Source organism: Nocardia sp. FBN12 (assembly GCF_054031145.1).
In genome coordinates, this window is record NZ_CM132926.1 from 2,937,945 (window position 1) to 2,954,310 (window position 16,366).

18 protein-coding genes are annotated in these 16,366 nt (G+C 67.5%); 10 read left to right on the forward strand and 8 right to left on the reverse strand.

Annotated elements, in window-relative coordinates; translation table 11 throughout:
- The 3 genes from ACWZHB_RS14250 to ACWZHB_RS14260 are packed head-to-tail and all read left to right on the forward strand — an operon-like array spanning position 1 to position 1,939.
- The gene (locus ACWZHB_RS14250; RefSeq protein WP_427908417.1) at positions 1–258 is read left to right on the forward strand and encodes a hypothetical protein; all 258 of its coding nucleotides are present in this window, start codon (positions 1–3) and stop codon (positions 256–258) included.
- Positions 259–281: 23 nt separating this feature from the next.
- Positions 282–1,073 (forward strand): SDR family NAD(P)-dependent oxidoreductase, encoded by a 792-nt coding sequence (locus ACWZHB_RS14255; RefSeq protein ID WP_427908418.1) that lies wholly within the window; start codon positions 282–284, stop codon positions 1,071–1,073.
- Positions 1,070–1,939: an alpha/beta fold hydrolase gene (locus ACWZHB_RS14260; protein WP_427908419.1), complete on the forward strand. Its 870-nt coding sequence runs from the start codon at positions 1,070–1,072 to the stop codon at positions 1,937–1,939. The genes ACWZHB_RS14255 and ACWZHB_RS14260 overlap by 4 nt, the downstream gene beginning before the upstream one ends.
- Positions 1,940–1,996: 57 nt before the next feature.
- Here ACWZHB_RS14260 and ACWZHB_RS14265 read toward each other — a convergent pair whose 3' ends face one another.
- Together ACWZHB_RS14265 and ACWZHB_RS14270 are read right to left on the reverse strand one after the other, a co-directional pair.
- Positions 1,997–2,824, reverse strand: a complete 828-nt coding sequence (locus ACWZHB_RS14265; protein ID WP_427908420.1) for a mycofactocin-coupled SDR family oxidoreductase — start codon at positions 2,822–2,824, stop codon at positions 1,997–1,999.
- Between the two features lies 1 nt (position 2,825).
- Positions 2,826–3,623, reverse strand: a complete 798-nt coding sequence (locus tag ACWZHB_RS14270; protein WP_427908421.1) for a mycofactocin-coupled SDR family oxidoreductase — start codon at positions 3,621–3,623, stop codon at positions 2,826–2,828.
- 163 nt (positions 3,624–3,786) lie between these two features.
- Here ACWZHB_RS14270 and ACWZHB_RS14275 point away from each other — a divergent pair, with 163 nt between their 5' ends.
- From ACWZHB_RS14275 to dmpG, 5 genes are all read left to right on the forward strand, one after another.
- Positions 3,787–4,842 (forward strand): 2Fe-2S iron-sulfur cluster-binding protein, encoded by a 1,056-nt coding sequence (locus tag ACWZHB_RS14275; protein WP_427908422.1) that lies wholly within the window; start codon positions 3,787–3,789, stop codon positions 4,840–4,842.
- Positions 4,843–4,856: 14 nt separating this feature from the next.
- Entirely contained in the window at positions 4,857–6,257 is a 1,401-nt protein-coding gene (locus ACWZHB_RS14280; RefSeq protein WP_427908423.1) for an MDR family MFS transporter, read from the forward strand.
- 97 nt (positions 6,258–6,354) lie between these two features.
- A complete protein-coding gene (locus ACWZHB_RS14285; RefSeq protein WP_427908424.1) occupies positions 6,355–7,140 on the forward strand; it encodes a 2-keto-4-pentenoate hydratase in 786 nt (261 codons plus the stop codon).
- 50 nt (positions 7,141–7,190) lie between these two features.
- Entirely contained in the window at positions 7,191–8,099 is a 909-nt protein-coding gene (locus tag ACWZHB_RS14290) for an acetaldehyde dehydrogenase (acetylating) (protein ID WP_427908425.1), read from the forward strand.
- Positions 8,100–8,185: 86 nt separating this feature from the next.
- Positions 8,186–9,220 (forward strand): 4-hydroxy-2-oxovalerate aldolase, encoded by a 1,035-nt coding sequence (dmpG, locus tag ACWZHB_RS14295; protein ID WP_427908426.1) that lies wholly within the window; start codon positions 8,186–8,188, stop codon positions 9,218–9,220.
- Between the two features lie 58 nt (positions 9,221–9,278).
- Here dmpG and ACWZHB_RS14300 read toward each other — a convergent pair whose 3' ends face one another.
- Positions 9,279–10,550: a glycosyltransferase 87 family protein gene (locus ACWZHB_RS14300; protein ID WP_427908427.1), complete on the reverse strand. Its 1,272-nt coding sequence runs from the start codon at positions 10,548–10,550 to the stop codon at positions 9,279–9,281.
- An 86-nt stretch (positions 10,551–10,636) separates the two neighbouring features.
- On the reverse strand, positions 10,637–11,068 hold the full coding sequence (locus ACWZHB_RS14305; protein WP_427908428.1) for a MarR family winged helix-turn-helix transcriptional regulator: 432 nt from the start codon (positions 11,066–11,068) through the stop codon (positions 10,637–10,639).
- Between the two features lie 58 nt (positions 11,069–11,126).
- On the opposite strand from ACWZHB_RS14305, the gene ACWZHB_RS14310 reads away from it, so the two are divergent.
- A complete protein-coding gene (locus ACWZHB_RS14310) occupies positions 11,127–12,146 on the forward strand; it encodes an ABC-2 transporter permease (RefSeq protein ID WP_427908429.1) in 1,020 nt (339 codons plus the stop codon).
- Positions 12,147–12,381: 235 nt separating this feature from the next.
- Positions 12,382–13,242 (forward strand): SEL1-like repeat protein, encoded by an 861-nt coding sequence (locus tag ACWZHB_RS14315; RefSeq protein ID WP_427908430.1) that lies wholly within the window; start codon positions 12,382–12,384, stop codon positions 13,240–13,242.
- Here ACWZHB_RS14315 and thpD read toward each other — a convergent pair.
- The 4 genes from thpD to ectA are packed head-to-tail and all read right to left on the reverse strand — an operon-like array spanning position 13,239 to position 16,366.
- On the reverse strand, positions 13,239–14,165 hold the full coding sequence (thpD, locus tag ACWZHB_RS14320; RefSeq protein WP_427908431.1) for an ectoine hydroxylase: 927 nt from the start codon (positions 14,163–14,165) through the stop codon (positions 13,239–13,241). The genes ACWZHB_RS14315 and thpD overlap by 4 nt on opposite strands.
- Positions 14,149–14,553, reverse strand: coding sequence for an ectoine synthase (locus ACWZHB_RS14325; protein ID WP_427908432.1), 405 nt, complete (start codon positions 14,551–14,553; stop codon positions 14,149–14,151). The genes thpD and ACWZHB_RS14325 overlap by 17 nt, the downstream gene beginning before the upstream one ends.
- Entirely contained in the window at positions 14,550–15,818 is a 1,269-nt protein-coding gene (gene ectB / locus ACWZHB_RS14330; protein WP_427909165.1) for a diaminobutyrate--2-oxoglutarate transaminase, read from the reverse strand. Before ectB ends, ACWZHB_RS14325 begins: the two co-directional genes overlap by 4 nt.
- A complete protein-coding gene (gene ectA / locus ACWZHB_RS14335; RefSeq protein WP_427908433.1) occupies positions 15,818–16,366 on the reverse strand; it encodes a diaminobutyrate acetyltransferase in 549 nt (182 codons plus the stop codon). The genes ectB and ectA overlap by 1 nt, the downstream gene beginning before the upstream one ends.

Here is a 16,366-nt window from a genome sequence, read left to right on the forward strand (position 1 = left end):
GTGCAACCCGTCGAATGCGCCACCTGCGGCAACAAGGTGCTCGCCGAGAAGTTCAGTCCGAGCCACACCAGCATCCAGTGGCTCGACAACGCCGAGTCCGCGTGCCCCGAGTTCGCTCGGCGCGCGGCACTCGGTGAGCACAGCAACTGGATCCCCACCTGCCCCGCCCTGCGTGATTCCGTCGAGAACGCAGTCCGCGCGGGCGTATTGGCGACCGATCAGCTCCGCCACGAACCGGTTCCCGGCCGGCTCGGCTGACACTCGAGACCAGGAGTACAACCATGAACAGACTCGACAACCACCGGACGCTGGTCACCGGCGCTGCCTCGGGCATCGGCCAGGCCACCGCCCTGCGACTGCTCGACGAGGGTGCCCGCGTGGTCGCCGCCGACGTGTCGGCCGAGGGCCTCGCCGCGACCAGCGCGCAGGCCGCCGAGCGCGGCACCGCCGATCGGCTCACCACCCTCACCATCGATATCGGCGACGAACAGTCGGTGATCCAAGGCGTCCGATCCTCGATCGAGACCCTCGGCGGCCTGGATTCACTGGTGAACGCGGCAGGCATCCTGCGTGCCTCGCACACCGATCAGACCCCACTCGACCTGTGGGACCTGATCATCCGGGTGAACCTCACCGGCACCTTCCTGGTGGTTCGCGAGGCGCTGCCCACGCTGCTGGCCAACCCGCGCGCGACCGTGGTGAACTTCAGCTCCACCTCGGCCGCGTTCGCGCACCCGTACATGGCGGCCTACGCGGCGAGCAAGGGCGGCATCCAGTCCTTCACCCACGCCATCGCGCTCGAGTACGGCGGCCAGGGTCTGCGCGCGGTCTGCGTCGCGCCCGGCAGCATCAAGTCCGGAATCACCGAAGCCACCGGTGGATACGTGCCCTCCGACGCCAACTGGGCGCTGTTCGGCAAGCTGTCGCCGATCCTGCCGACCGACCTCGAATCCGGCGGCGCGGGCATGGGCGACCCGGCCGCGGTGGCGGGCGTGATCGCCATGCTCGTCTCCGAGGACGGTGCGTTCATCACCGGCACCGAGATCCGCATCGACGGTGGGACGCACGCATGACCGACCTGAGCTACGAGGGCACGCTGCGCGAGATCACCACCGACGCAGGCGTTCTGCGTTACCACGAGGCAGGCGAGGGACCGCCGCTGCTGCTCCTGCACGGATCGGGGCCCGGCGTCACCGGGTGGCGCAACTTCCGCGGCAACCTCGCCGTGTTCGCGGAACGATTCCGCTGTCTTGTCCTGGAGTTCCCCGGTTTCGGGGTGAGTGACGACTTCGGCGGACATCCGATGATCACCGCGCTGGATTCGGTGGTCCGTTTCGTCGACGCGCTCGGCCTGGACAGCGTCGATATCATCGGCAACTCGATGGGTGGCGGGGTGGCGCTCAACTACGCCATCGCCCACCCGGAGCGGGTCGGCAAGCTGGTGACGATCGGCGGCATCGGCCGCAACCTGTTCAGCCCCGGCCCCGGCGAGGGCATCAAGCTGCTGCAGGAGTTCACCGAGGAACCCACCCGTGAGCGGCTGATCCAGTGGCTGCACTCGATGGTGTACGACCCGGCGATGGTCACCGAGGAACTGATCGAGGAGCGCTGGACCCAGGCCACCGATCCCGCGACCCTCGACAGTGCCCGCCGGATGTACAGCAAGGCCGCGTTCGCGATGATGATCAAGGCGATGGAGGCCTCCGACGCGCCGCCGCCGTGGGCGATGCTGCACAAGGTGGCCGCGCCAACGCTGATCACCTGGGGACGTGACGATCGGGTGAGCCCCCTCGATATGGCACTGATCCCGATGCGCACGATTCCGCGCGCCGAACTGCACGTGTTCCCGAACTGCGGGCACTGGGCGATGATCGAACGCAAGAACGAATTCGAGTCGGCGGTACTGGCCTTCCTCACCCGCAAGGACGCCGCGAGCTGAGACAAGAAAGTGCGCGGGCTGCCATCCGGCGGCCCGCGCATTTTCTGTTTTCCGCGGCTAGCGCTGAGTACTGCCCGCGTCGATGGGCAACGTCACCGCGGTGATGAAGCGGCCCTCGTCCGAGCCGAGGAACAGGGCGGCATTGGCGATGTCGACCGGATCGACCCACGGGATCGGCAGCATGTTCATCGACACGGCGGCTTCGGCGAACTCCTCGCGGGTGGGATTCTCCCGGTCGGGCCGGAACACCTTGCGCACCATGTCGTTCTGGATCATCGGAGTGTCGACATTGGTCGGATGCACCGAGTTCACCCGGACATGATGCGGGGCAAGCTCTTTCGCCAGCGATCGCATCAGGCCGACCACCCCGTGCTTGGCGGCGGTGTAGTGCGCGACGCCGACCAGACCGCGCAGTCCCGCGATCGAGCTGGTCAGGATCATCGCGCCGCCCCCGCGCGCGATCAGGTGCGGGGTGGCGGCTTTGCACGTCTGCCACACGCCCGTGAGGTTGACGTCGATCATCGTCTGCCACTGCTGTTCGGTCAGTTCCAATGCCGCACCGCTGGAACTGATTCCGGCGGTGGCGCACACGATGTCGAGCCCGCCCAGCTCCGCGACGCCCGCGTCGACCGCGGCCCGCAGTGCGCCACCGTCGCGAACGTCGACGGTGGCGGCGACGATCCGCGCGCCGGTCGCCTCGACCGCGCGCACGGTCTCGGCGAGGTCCTGCGGCGTCGCACCCGGCGACACCACCGTCTCGACCGGTCCGCAGATATCGACGGCGACGATGTCGGCGCCTTCCTCGGCCAGCCGGATGGCCTGTGCGCGCCCGATACCACGCGCCGCGCCGGTGATCAGCGCGATCTTGCCCGAAACCCGTCCCATGTCACACCTTCTGAGTAAGTCCGGCATCCACCACGAGTTGGATTCCCGTCACGAAACGGGACTCGTCGGATGCGAGGAAGAGCACGGCGTTGCTGACGTCGACCGGATCCACCCACGGAACCGGGAGAATGGTGCGGCGAGCCAGCACCTCCGCCGCGTCCTCCCGAGTCGGATTCGGCAGGTCGGGACGCAGTTTCGCGTACACCGCGTCGTTGAAGATCATCGGCGTGGCGACCGAGCCGGGATGCACCGTGTTCACCCGGATCCCCCGCGGGCCGAGTTCGTTGGCCAGAGTGCGGGCGAGTCCGACCACGGCGTGCTTGCTCGCCGAGTAGTGCGCGGCGGCGGCCGCGCCGATGATGCCGTTGGTGGAGCTCACGATCACGACCGAGCCGCCGTCGCTCAGCGCCGGAACAGCCGCGCGCACGGTATGCCACATGCCGGTGAGGTTGATGTCGATGGTGCGTTGCCACGCCTGGTCGGTCAGTTCCCAGGACAGACCGAGGTCGGTGTAGATGCCGGCGTTGGCCACGATCACGTCGAGGCGGCCGAACGCGGCGACGCCGTCGGCGACCGCCACGTCCAGGGACGCCTGATCGCGCACGTCGGCGAAGCCGGTGACGCACTGACGACCTGTTGATTCGACTTCCTTTGCCGTCTCGGCCAATTCGGCCGCGGCTGCCTCGATGTCGAGTGCGATGATGTCGGCGCCTTCCTCGGCCAGCCGACGGCAATGGGCGCGGCCCATTCCCCCGGCCGCACCGGTCACCAGCGCGACGGTGTGTTGCATGCGGTTCATCGGCCCGACGCTAGGGTCATCGCCCACCGCGTCTGCCCTGGTCTTCCCGGTCAGTGGGCAGTGCACGGCGATGTCCCGACCACCGGGAACCATGGCTGCGCAGCGTCGCCGCGCCTGCGACGGTTGCTCCGCAAGACCAGTTCTGTGATCGAGGAGGACACCAGTGACGAGGGCGACTGTCGACGTTCCGCGTGGCTCGCGGGTGGTGACGCTGCGCGTATCGGCGGTGATCGAGGAGACGGCCGACGCGCGGTCGCTGGTGTTCGACGTGCCCGAAGAGCTCGCCGACCGCTTCGCCTACCGGCCGGGCCAGTTCCTCACGCTGCGTATCCCGAGCGAGCGGGCCCAACCGGTGGCCCGCTGCTATTCGCTGGCGAGTTCGCCGTTCACGGGTGAACCGCCGCAGGTCACGGTCAAGCGCACCGCGGGCGGCTACGGCTCGAACTGGTTGTGCGACAACATCGCCGTCGGTGACACCGTCGACGTACTGCCGCCGCAGGGCACTTTCACCCCGGCTTCCCTCGACACCGATCTGCTGTTGTGGGCGGCGGGCAGCGGCATCACACCGGTGATGTCGATCCTGCGTTCCGCCCTGGCACACGGCACGGGCCGGGTGGTGCTGTTCTACGCCAATCGCGATCAGCAGTCGGTCATCTTCGCCGATGCCCTCCGCGATCTCGTCGCGCGGTATCCGGGCCGGATCACCGTGGCGCACTGGCTCGAATCGCTCCAGGGCCTGCCCACCGCGGCCCAGCTGGCCGAGTTCGCCGCACCGTATCCGTCCTTCGAGTCGTTCGTGTGCGGGCCGGGACCGTTCATGTCGGCGGTGACCGGGGCGCTGGCCGGCGCGGGCTGGCCGCGCGAGCGCGTCACCACCGAGGTGTTCGTCTCGCTGTCCGGTGACCCCTTCGCCGAGCCCGAGCCGCTCGACCCCGCCGATACCGAGGACGCGGCGCAGGTGGAGGTGGAACTCGACGGGACCGTGCACGCGCTGAGCTGGCCGCGCTCGCGCACCCTCGTCGACGTCATGCTCGCCGACGGACTCGACGTCCCGTACTCCTGCCGCGAAGGCGAATGCGGCTCGTGCGCGTGCACCGTCGTCGACGGCGAGGTCACCATGATCAACTCGGCGATCCTCGATCAGGACGACATCGACGCCGGTTACACCCTGGCCTGCCAGGCCCGTCCGCGCACCGATCAGGTTCGTATCCGCTTCTGAACGAGAGGTGTTCTGTGGCAACCGATACCGCACGATCCGACGTCGGCTTCGGCTCGGACCGTGGGCCGGTGCTCGCCTCGCTGATGCTGGCCACCGGACTCGTCGCGCTCGATTCGACGATCCTGGCGACCGCGGTGCTGTCGATCACCGACAGCCTCGGCGATTTCATGTTGTTCCCGTGGCTGTTCACGAGCTATCTGCTCGCGCAGGCTGTCACCGTGCCGATCTACGGCGCGCTAGCCGACACGTTCGGCCGCAAGCCGGTGATGCTGTTCGGGATCGCGGTGTTCGCGCTCGGCTCGCTGCTGTGTGGGCTGGCGAGCAGCATGCTCGCCCTGATCGTGTTCCGCGCGATCCAGGGCATCGGCGCAGGCGCCATCCAGCCGACGACCATGGTGATCGCGAGTGACCTGTACACGCTGGCCGAGCGTGCCACCATCCAGGGTTATCTGGCCGGTGTCTGGGCGGTGGCGTCGGTGACCGGCCCGCTGCTCGGCGGCATCTGTGCCGACTACCTCGGCTGGCGGTGGATCTTCCTGGTCAACCTGCCGCTGGCCGCGCTCGCCGCGTGGATGCTGGTGCGCAATTTCCACGAGTCGGTGTCCCGGCGCCACCGCAGTGTCGACTACGCCGGGTCGGTGCTGCTCACGCTCGGCGCGGGTGCGCTGGTGCTCGGGCTGCTCGAGGGCGGCCGGGCCTGGGCGTGGGGGTCGCCGACCGGCGTCGCGCTCTTCGGCGGTGCCGCGCTGTCTCTGATGCTGTTCGTGGTCGTCGAAGCGCGGGCAACGCAACCGATTCTGCCGCTGTGGGTGTTCACCCGGCGGGTGGTGATCGCCAGCAGTGTCGCCGCCATGCTGGGCGGGGCGCTGCTGTTCGGGTTCACCACGTATGTGCCGATGTTCAATCAGGGTGTGCTCGGGTCAAGCGCGCTGGTCGCGGGGCTGGTCACCGGTGCGCTCACACTCGGCTGGCCGCTGGCCGCCGCCAGAGCGGGAAAGGTGTACTTGCGCTTCGGCTTTCGCACGTGTGCCGTGCTCGGCAGTAGCGTCGCGGCGATCGGCGCGGCGACCACGCTGCTCCTCGACGAGAACTCGCCGCTGTGGCAAGTCGCCGCGTCGTGTTTCGTGGTGGGTGCGGGCATGGGCCTGGTGGCGACACCGACGCTCATCGCGGCCCAGACGAGCGCGCGGTGGGCCGAACGCGGTGTCGTCACCTCGGCCACCATGTTCGCGCGGTCGCTCGGCAGCGCGGTGGGGGTGGCCGTGTTCGGCGCGATCGTCAATGCGCGCCTCGATGGGGTGGGTGCGCCGACACCGCAATCACTCTCGGCCGCAGTGCATCTCGTCTTCGTCTCCATCGCGGTCATGACGGTCGTGCTGGTGGCCGCGTGCGCGGCGATGCCCCGCCGGACCTGAAGAATTTCCTGTCCATCCAGCGGGAGGTGCCTGCCCGGTGCGCGGTGCCGACCACCAGCATGAAGTGGCAAAGACCAGACGAGAACAGGGAGCCAGGATGCTGACAACGGGCATGCGCACCGCGCTCGCGGCCGAACTGGCGCGAGCGGAACTGGATCGGGTGGCCGTGTCCCCCATCGCCGACCGGTATCCGGGCATCGATGTGGTGGACGCGTACGAGGTCCAGCTACTCAATATCCGGCGCAGGCTGGACGACGGCGGGAAGGTCGTCGGGCACAAAGTGGGGCTGTCGTCGAAGGCGATGCAGCAGATGATGGGAGTCGATGAGCCCGACTACGGTCACCTGCTCGCCGACATGGAGGTCTTCGAAGACGTCCCCGTCGACACCTCGAAGTTCCTCCTTCCCCGGGTGGAGGTCGAGGTCGGGTTCATCCTCGGCGCCGATCTGCCCGGTGCGGACTGCACCGAGGCCGACGTACTCGCCGCGACTGTCGCCTACGCACCGTCGATCGAACTGATCGATTCGCGGATCACCGAGTGGAAGATCGGACTGGCCGACACCATCTCCGACAACGCTTCGTCGGCCGGTTTCGTGCTCGGCAAGGAGCGTGTCGCCCCGGGCGACATCGACATCACCGCGATCGACGCCGTGCTCACCCGCAACGGTGAGGTCATCGCCGAAGGCCGCAGCGACGCGGTCCTCGGCGATCCGGTGATCGCCGTCGCCTGGCTGGCTCGCAAAGTCGCGAGCTTCGGCGTGCGGTTGAAGGCGGGCGACATCGTGTTGCCCGGTTCCTGCACCCGCGCCATCGACGCCAGGGCGGGCGACGAGTTCCTGGCCGATTTCACCGGACTCGGCTCCGTCCGCCTGTCGTTCACCTGAGCCGATCTCACCCCGGCCTGCCCGGCCGCCATCCCCCAAGGAGGCCAACCGTGTCCAACGGTTCCGTCACCGCCGCGATCGTCGGATCCGGCAACATCAGCACCGACCTGCTCTACAAACTCCTGCGCTCGGAATCCATCGAGCCCCGCTGGATGATCGGCATCGACCCCGACAGCGAAGGGTTGAAGCGTGCCCGCGGGCTCGGCTTGGAAACCTCCGCCGAGGGCGCGGACTGGCTGCTCGCCCTCGACGAGAAGCCGGATCTGCTGTTCGAGGCCACCTCCGCCTACGTGCACCGCGCGTACGCGCCGAAATACGAGGCCGCCGGCATCCGCGCCGTCGACCTCACCCCGGCCGCGGTCGGCCCGGCCGTGATCCCCGCGGTTAACCTGGATTCGCTGCGGGACGCGGCGAACGTCAACATGATCACCTGCGGTGGTCAGGCCACGATTCCGATGGTCAACGCGGTCTCGCGGGTTGTCCCGGTGTCTTACGCCGAGATCGTGGCCTCGGTGTCCTCCGTGTCGGCCGGCCCGGGTACCCGCGCGAACATCGACGAGTTCACCAAGACTACCTCCAAGGGTGTCGAGACCATCGGCGGCGCGCAGCGGGGCAAGGCCATCATCATCCTCAACCCGGCCGAGCCGCCGATGATCATGCGCGACACCATCTTCTGCGCCATCCCCGAGGACGCTGATCGAGACGCCATCTCCGAGAGCATCTTCCGGATGGAGAAGTCCATTCAGGAGTACGTGCCCGGCTACCGGCTGCTCAACGATCCGCAGTTCGACGAACCGTCGCTGGTATCCGGCGGCTTGGCGAAGGTGTCGATCTTCGTCGAGGTCGAAGGCGCGGGCGATTTCCTGCCGCCCTACGCGGGCAACCTCGACATCATGACCGCCGCGGCGACCCGTGTCGGTGAGGTCATGGCCGATCAGATCCTGTCGACGCGGGTGTGATCATGACCGATTCATCAGCCCTCGACACCATCACCCCCGAGGCCCTGCGTCCGCCGCAGCCGAGCCGGGCGTAAGGAGACTCGACCATGCCATTCTCTGCTGAACTCGACATCCGGATCACCGACACCTCCCTGCGTGACGGCTCCCACCACAAACGCCACCAATTCAGCGCCACCGAAGTCCGCGACATCGTCGCCGCCCTCGACGGTGCCGGCGTCCCCGTCATCGAAGTCACCCACGGTGACGGTCTCGGTGGTTCCTCGTTCAACTACGGATTCTCCAAAACCCCGGAACAGGAACTGATCACGATCGCCGCCCAGACAGCGCGCAACGCCAAGATCGCCTTCCTGATGCTGCCCGGCGTCGGCGTCAAAGAAGACATCAAGATCTCCCAGGACAACGGCGCCTCGATCTGCCGCATCGCCACCCACTGCACCGAAGCCGACGTCTCGATCCAGCACTTCGGCTACGCCCGCGACCTCGGCCTCGAAACCGTCGGGTTCCTGATGATGTCGCACACCCAGCCCCCCGAGGCACTCGCCAAGCAGGCACGGATCATGGCCGACGCCGGTTGCCAATGCGTCTACATCGTCGACTCGGCGGGCGCGCTTGTCCTGGAACAGGTTTCCGATCGGGTCGCCGCCGTCGTCGCCGAACTCGGCACCGACGCCCAAGTCGGGTTCCACGGCCACGAGAACCTCGGCCTCGCCGTCGCGAACTCCGTCTACGCCGTCCGTGCGGGCGCCACTCAGATCGACGGGTCCACCCGCCGCTTCGGTGCCGGTGCGGGCAACACCCCGGTCGAGGCATTCGTCGGGGTCGCCGACAAACTCGCCATCAAAACCGGCGTCGACTTCTTCGCGATCGCTGACGCGGCCGAAGACGTCGTCCGCCCGGCCATGCCGCAGGAATGCCTGCTCGACCGCCAATCACTGATGATGGGCTACGCGGGCGTGTACTCCAGCTTCCTCAAGCACGCCGAACGCCAAGCCGAACGCTACAACGTCTCCGCCGCCGAGATGCTCGTCCGCGCAGGCAAACGCAAGCTTGTCGGCGGCCAGGAAGACCAGCTCATCGACATCGCGTTGGAACTCCAACGCGAAGCATCCGTCACCGTCTGACCGAAACCGACAGCGGCCCCGATCCTCGGATCGGGGCCGCTGTCGTCGCGCAGAGCGCTCAAGCGACGCGCGCGTGCTCCTCGACCGCCGCGGGCGCCTCCGCTGCCGGTGCGGACCGTCGACCGGTCACCAGGAACAGCACCACGAGCGCGACGGCCAACCACACATACGTGTCGCCGATGATGTGCTGATCCCAAGTCCATGAGGTCTCGCGATGTTCACCATCGGGCAGGAAACTGTGCGGCGCGATCACGAAGACCGCGGCGACAACGACGGCCGTGGCGTACCAGCCCCTGGCACTGCTGAGGGGCAGGGTGCGGGCGTGGCAGACCATCGCGAGCAACGCGGGGGCGATCCAGACCCAGTGGTGCGACCACGAGATCGGTGACAGCAACAGCGTGAAGACCGCGTTGAGAGACAGGGCGATCGCGGGAGCGTCGGCGGCCTTGCGCATCGCGGCGACGACGAGGACCAGCAGCAGCGCGCCCAGTACGAGCCACAGCGCGTCGAAGGGCAGGCCGGTGATGTGCAGGCGTGCCATGACGGCTTGGATCGACTGGTTGGTGTGGAAAGCCGAGCCGCTCAGACCCGAGACATTTCCCAGCCCGCCGAACCAGTAGTTGGTCGACTCCTTGGGCAGGATCGCGAACGAGGCCACGGTCGCGATCGCGCCGGTGGCCGCGGCGGTCGCGGCGGCCTTGTAGTCCTTGCGGACCAGGAAGTACAGCACGAACGCGGCGGGCGTGAGCTTGATGGCGGCGGCCAGACCGATCAGCATGCCGCGGGGGTAGCGGGTTTTCGGGAGCAGGCAGTCGGTGGCGACCAGCACCATCAACAGGAGGTTGACCTGGCCGAAGTCGATGGTCGCGCGGACCGGTTCCAGCAGCATCGCGAGCGGGATCGCGCAGGCGGTGACCAGCAGGGCAGCCTGCTTTCGGTCCGGATGGTAGCGACGCGCGACCAGGTAAAGGGTCCAGGCGACCGCGGCGATCGAGACCACGACGTAGAGGATCTTCGCCGTACCCCACGGCAGCAGCGCGAACGGTGCCAGCGCGATGGCCGCGAACGGCGGGTAGATGAACGGCAGGCCGATGCCGATCGAGGTCTTGGGCAGCTGGCCGTACATGTCGGCGCCGTCGCGCATGGCCTCGATCCCGAGGCGATAGACCTGCAGATCGATGAACCCGCCGGAATAGCGTTCGAAGGGCCAGATCGGCGTCCTGACGCAGACGACCGAAACAACGGTGAGCAACACCGGCACCAGCCACCATGCTCGATTGATCGGGCGTGGGGAACGCTCTTGCTCGGGGTGGGTGGTGTCACTACTCATCCGCGGCGACTATACCGACTCGCGTGCCTCGTCGGGGCACCGCCCACCGGCGGGAGTGACGCGCGCAATAGCCAGGTGGATGCTGATCAGTCGCCCCGGTTGTAGCGGGTCAGGTAACCGGCCATCGCCGCGACGTCCTCGTCGGTCCAGTCGGCGAAACGGGCCTGGAAGGCGTCCCTGCGGCGACGTTCGGCCTCGCGGGCGACAGTTCGGCCCGCGGAGGTCGCGTGCAGGACGTGATTGCGCCGATTGCCGGGGTCGACCGCGCGTTCGAGATAGCCGAGCTTTTCCAGCGCACCGACCTGCCTGCTGACGGTCGACTTGTCGAGCAGGAACTGTTCGGCGAGGTCGGTGGCCAGGCACCCCTCGCGCTCGAGGATCAGGTCGAGAATGCTGTAGGCGACCAGGCTCAGCTCGGGGTGCAGTTCGGCGGCGCGGCCCCTGGCGCGACGGGCGAAGGCGGTGAGTTCCCGCTGGATGGTGTCCACAGCCAGGGTTCTTGTGTCGCGCGCGTTCATAGTTGTACTATACAACCATACATAGTTGCATTTACCAACTGTTTGGAGATTTCCCTCGATGACTCGCGCACAGTTCCGGCACATCGCCGGACATCTGCTGACTCCACTGCTGATGTGTCTCGGGATGGCCTTCGCCTATCTCGGCGCGTTCCACCAGCCGGAGCCGAACAATCTGACGCTCGCCGTCGTCGGCGACTCCCCGCAGTCGATGGTCCTGGCGCAGACGATGAAGGACAAGGGCGGCGCGGGCCTCGACATGATCACCGTGCCCGACCGCGAAGCGGCCATCACCGCGCTACAGAACCGCGCGCTCATCGGCGCCTACGTGCCCGACACCGCTGAACCGGAACTGCTCGTCGCCACGGCGAACTCCGATACGAGCGCGATGGCCGCGGAGGTGGCATTCCGGTCGGTGTCGGATCATCAGGGGGTGCCGCTGGTGGTCACGGATGTGACGACCAAGGCCGGTGGCGACCCGACGGGCCAGGGCATCTTCTTCCTGCTGGTCGCGTTGAGCGTCGGCGCGTACGGCAGCGTCGCGGTGATCGGCGCGGCGGGCGCGATGTTGCGGATGCGGGTACGGGCAGCGATCGGGGTGGTGACCGCGCTGATCGTGAGCCTCATCGGCGTTGCCGTGGCGGGCCCGGTGTTCGGCGTCATCGACAGCGACTTCGCGAGTGTGTTCGGTATCGCCTGGCTCTACACCTGCGGCATCATCCTGATCGGCATCGGACTGCACACCTTCCTGAAGCGCTGGACCACCCTGGCGCTGATCACCCTGTTCGTGATGCTGAACTTCACCACCTCCGGCGGCGTCTACGGACCGGAACTCCAGAACGGCTTCTTCGGCGCGCTGCACTCGTTCTGGAACGGCGCCGATTTCGTCGAAGGACTGCGGGACCTGCTCTACTTCGACGGTGGCGCCGGCTTCGGCTCCCGCCTGCTCGGCCTGTTCGCCTGGTTGGCGGTCGGTCTGGTGCTCGTCGTGGTGGCGGGTCGGTACGAAGCACGCCACGCTCCGACACCGGTCGCGCCCGCCGCCGTCGAAGAGGAGCTCGGCGAGTCGGTCGCTGTCTGATCGCTGATGCCACGCCCGATCGGTCGGGTTACGCCCCGGCGAATCCCGTTGCCTGACATCCGGACACACCGATCCGGCCAGGTCGGCGAATTCGCCGGGGCGTTGCCGCATTCGGCTGTCGGTCTTGTCGTAAATCGGCCACGGCACCGCGTAGACGCGAGTACGGTGTAGCGCGCAACCGCGGACCGTCTGGCGCCGCGAGGGGGTTCGACAGCGGAAAGTGTGGGTGCCACCGATGAATGATCCCGGCGCGCAACGCCCTGGCGAACCGGTGCCGCTCGATCAGCGCTACCACGGCGCCGAGCCGATCGAATGGTGTGGTGCGGCGGTGTATCCGATGTACACCGAGGCATTGCCCACCGGGACCACGGCGGTACATCTGCGCGCGCTGTCGGTGATGGCACCAGCGGACGTGACGGGCCTGGGGCTAGGGCTGTCCGTTCACGACGGGCACGTGAATCTGAACGGGAGATCGCTGGCGGGCGTTGACATCTGGTACGAGGCGCTGGCCGAGGGCATCGACATCTCGGTGACCGCGGACGCGCCAGACGCGCTGTTCACCCTCACGCCCGTCTGGGTGGCCGGGTCGGGCACACATCAGTCCTGGACCGGCAATTACGGGATGGTCGTCGACCTGCTCCCCGATGGGGCGTCGACCCTGTGGTGCAGCACCGGCCCCGGTACGCCCGATTTCAACGAGCTGGTCGTCGAGCTGACGACGGGCCCGGCCGAACCGACGCGTCCCCTCAGACCGATCATCTCCACGGTTCCGATCAGGCCGGTCGGCCCACCCGCGCCCGCCGATCCCCCGCCCGAGGTCTCGATCGCACCGCCTCCCCCACGGTCGGCCAGCCAAGGTGTCGGCGGCGCCCTGCACGATCTCGGCACCGCCATGCACGAACGCGGCGAACACGATTCGGCGCGCGCCCTCTGGACCCAGGCCGCCGAGGCAGGCCACAGCGGCGCCGCCTACGACCTCGGCGCCCTCCTCCTACAGCAGGGCGAGCGGGCCGCCGCCGAGCAGTGGTGGAAGGCCGCCGCCCGCGACGATCCGCGAGCGGCGGCCTCTCTCACCGCATTGTCCGAACTACCCTAGGGCGCCTGCTCCGCCAGCGCGCCGACGGTTTCCGGCACAGCTTCCCGCAGTGGGGTGAAATCGCGGGCGGCGATGTGTTGCGGACGGCGCTGGGGGGCCGAGAAAGGCTCGACCAAGGCGTTGTCCACGCTGTTGAACACCAGGAAGATGTTCGAGCGGGGGAACGGGGTGATGTTGTTCGACGATCCGTGCATCAGGTTGGAGTCGAACAGCAACGCCGAACCGGCCTGCCCGGTGAACTGCGTGATGCCGTAGCGGGCGGCGAGGAACGTGATGTCATCCGCCGTCGGAATCCCGATGCGCTGCTCGCGCAACGACTCCCGATAGTGCCCGGTGGGCGTTTCGCCCAGGCACGGCACGAAGGTGCGGTGCGAGCCGGGCATCACCATCAGACTGCCGTTGAACGGGTAGTTGTCGGTCAACGCGATCGACAGACTCACCGCGCGCGGAGCGGGCATGCCGTCCTCGGCGTGCCATGTCTCGAAATCGGAATGCCAGCCGAAACCACTACCACCGAAACCGGGCATGTAGTTCACCCGGGTCTGATGCAGATACACCGGCGACCCGAGGATCTGCTCGGCGAGCCCGACGATCCGCGATTCCGCAACCAACTCGGCGATCGGCTTGCTGAGCTGATGCACCTGGAACACCGAGCGCACCTGCCCCGCAACCGGTTCCACGATCACCCGCTCGTCGCCGTAGAGCACAGGGTCGGCCGCCAAGTGCCCGATCTCGGCGCCGAACGCGGCCACCTCGTCCGGGGTGAGCAGGTCGGGAATCGTCGCGAAACCGTTCGCGTCGAACCCTGACAACTCCGGCGAGGTGACCTGCCCCCACACCGTCGGATCGGTGCGTTCCAGATGTGGGGCCGGCTCGGCGAGCCGGGTCGGGTAGCGGTCGAGCTGATCAGACACTGGCGCCATCCTCCTCGATAATCAGCGGATACACCCCGTTCTCATCGTGTACCTCGCGGCCGGTGACCGGCGGATTGAAAACACACAACATCCGCAGCTGGGTGCGCGCGGTGACCTGATGACGTTCATGGCCGTCGAGCAGGTACATCGAGCCGGGACCCAACTCGTATGTCGTCTTGTTGTCGAGATCGAGCAGGCTGCCCTCGCCCGCGACCAGCCACACCGCCTCGACGTGATTCTGGTAGTGGAACTCGTGGACGGTGCCCGCCTCGATCGTGGTCTCGTGGAAGGAGAACCCGACCTTGTCACCGCCGAGCACGATGCGCTTGCTGCGCCAACCCGGCCCTGCCACATCGCGTTCGGTGCCGGTGATCTCCGCGGTGGTGCGCACGATCATGCGGCACCGCCACACACGGTGTCGATCGAGGAGACCAGCACCGACAGGCCCTGATCGAGCTCGTCGCTACCGAGGGTCAACGGCGGCAACAGCTTCACGACCTCGTCCATCGAACCCGAGGTCTCCACCAGCAGACCCTGCTCGAACGCGGTGCGGCAGACCTTGCCCGCCTGCGACGGGTCGTCGAAGACGATGCCGTGCACCATGCCGCGACCACGGGTGGACACTCCGGCGTGGCGTTCGGCGACAGCGCTCAGCGTGCGGCCCACGTAGGCGCCGTTCTCGGCGGTGCGCTGGGCGAGCTTGTCGTCGGACCAGTACTCGCGCAGGGCGGCGGTGGCGGTGACGAAGGCGGGGTTGTTGCCACGGAAAGTGCCGTTGTGCTCGCCGGGCGCCCACTGGTCGTGCTCGGGCTTGAGCAGCACCAGCGCCATCGGCAGGCCGTAGCCACCGATCGACTTGGACAGCGTGACGATATCGGGGGTGATGCCGGCGATCTCGAAGGAGAAGAACGGCCCGGTGCGGCCGCAACCCATCTGCACGTCGTCGACGATGAGCAGGATGTCACGCGCGGCGCACAGTCCGGCCAGGTGGCGCAGCCATTCGGCGCGGGCCAGGTTGACGCCGCCCTCACCCTGCACGGTCTCCACGATCACCGCGGCGGGGCGATCGAAACCCGAGGAACTGTCGTCGAGGACGCGCTGCATCCAGCCGAAGTCCTCGATGGTGTTGTCGAAGTAGCCGTCGTAGGGCATCGGGGTGGAGTGCTCGAGCGGCACGCCGGCACCTGCCCGCTTGGCGGCGTTGCCGGTGACCGACAGCGCGCCCAGGGTCATGCCGTGGAAGGCGTTGGTGAAGCTCAGGATGGTCTTGCGCCCGGTGACCTTGCGGGCCAGCTTGAGCGCGGCTTCGACGGCGTTCGCGCCGGTCGGCCCAGGGAACTGCACCTTGTAGTCGAGGCCACGCGGCGAGAGCAGATTGTCGCGGATGGTCTCGAGTAGCTCGCGTTTGGCCACGGTCGACATGTCCAGACCGTGGGTGATGCCGTTGCTGCCGATGTAGTCCAGCAGCGCCTTCTTCAGAATCGGGTTGTTGTGTCCGTAGTTCAGCGCGCCGGCGCCTGCGAAGAAATCGAGGTATTCGCGGCCCTGCTCGTCGCGCAACCATGCGCCTTCGGCGGTGTTGAAGATGGCCGGCCAGTCACGGCAGTATCCGCGCACATTCGATTCCATGGCCTCGAAAATGCTGGTGTCGGTGGTCGTGATCATCGTCGTTCCTCCTGGCGCTGAGCCGGTGAAATCACATACAGCAGCTCTGCCTCGTGTGAATCGGGGAAATCGTTTTCTTCGAACAGGTCCTCGGTGCGCAAATCGGCACCGCGTTCCCGGGCCACCGCGGAGAACAGCGCGTGTGAGGCGGTGTTTCCGGGTGAGATCGTGGTTTCCAACGTGGTGATGCCCGCGGGTGCTACGGAATCGAGCAGTGCGTGCAGGATCCTGGCGGCCAGGCCGCGCCCACGGCATTGCGCGTCGACGGCGATCTGCCAGACGAACAGCGTGTCCGGAGCTTCCGGGCGCACATATCCGATGACGAATCCGACGGGCTCACCGTCGAGCTCGGCAACCAGCGAGGTCGCGGTGAAATCGCGACACCACAGCAGGTACGCGTAGCTGGAATTGACGTCGAGTACCTGCGAGTCGCGGGCGATCCGCCACAGCTGAGCACCGTCGCCCAGCCGTGGATGACGCAATCTCGGTTCCGAACCAGTGGCCGCCGTGGCGGCCGGCTCGTTGGACATGGTGGACGTTGTCAT

Bases quoted from the DNA above. Each gene is read 5' to 3' on its own strand.
- ACWZHB_RS14255 (WP_427908418.1), top strand. From the start codon at position 282: ATGAACAGACTCGACAACCACCGGACGCTGGTCACCGGCGCTGCCTCG.
- ACWZHB_RS14260 (WP_427908419.1), top strand. From the start codon at position 1,070: ATGACCGACCTGAGCTACGAGGGCACGCTGCGCGAGATCACCACCGAC.
- ACWZHB_RS14265 (WP_427908420.1), bottom strand. From the start codon at position 2,824: ATGGGACGGGTTTCGGGCAAGATCGCGCTGATCACCGGCGCGGCGCGT.
- ACWZHB_RS14270 (WP_427908421.1), bottom strand. From the start codon at position 3,623: ATGAACCGCATGCAACACACCGTCGCGCTGGTGACCGGTGCGGCCGGG.
- ACWZHB_RS14285 (WP_427908424.1), top strand. From the start codon at position 6,355: ATGCTGACAACGGGCATGCGCACCGCGCTCGCGGCCGAACTGGCGCGA.
- dmpG (WP_427908426.1), top strand. From the start codon at position 8,186: ATGCCATTCTCTGCTGAACTCGACATCCGGATCACCGACACCTCCCTG.
- ACWZHB_RS14300 (WP_427908427.1), bottom strand. From the start codon at position 10,550: ATGAGTAGTGACACCACCCACCCCGAGCAAGAGCGTTCCCCACGCCCG.
- ACWZHB_RS14305 (WP_427908428.1), bottom strand. From the start codon at position 11,068: ATGAACGCGCGCGACACAAGAACCCTGGCTGTGGACACCATCCAGCGG.
- ACWZHB_RS14310 (WP_427908429.1), top strand. From the start codon at position 11,127: ATGACTCGCGCACAGTTCCGGCACATCGCCGGACATCTGCTGACTCCA.
- ACWZHB_RS14315 (WP_427908430.1), top strand. From the start codon at position 12,382: ATGAATGATCCCGGCGCGCAACGCCCTGGCGAACCGGTGCCGCTCGAT.
- thpD (WP_427908431.1), bottom strand. From the start codon at position 14,165: ATGGCGCCAGTGTCTGATCAGCTCGACCGCTACCCGACCCGGCTCGCC.
- ACWZHB_RS14325 (WP_427908432.1), bottom strand. From the start codon at position 14,553: ATGATCGTGCGCACCACCGCGGAGATCACCGGCACCGAACGCGATGTG.
- ectA (WP_427908433.1), bottom strand. From the start codon at position 16,366: ATGACAACGTCCACCATGTCCAACGAGCCGGCCGCCACGGCGGCCACT.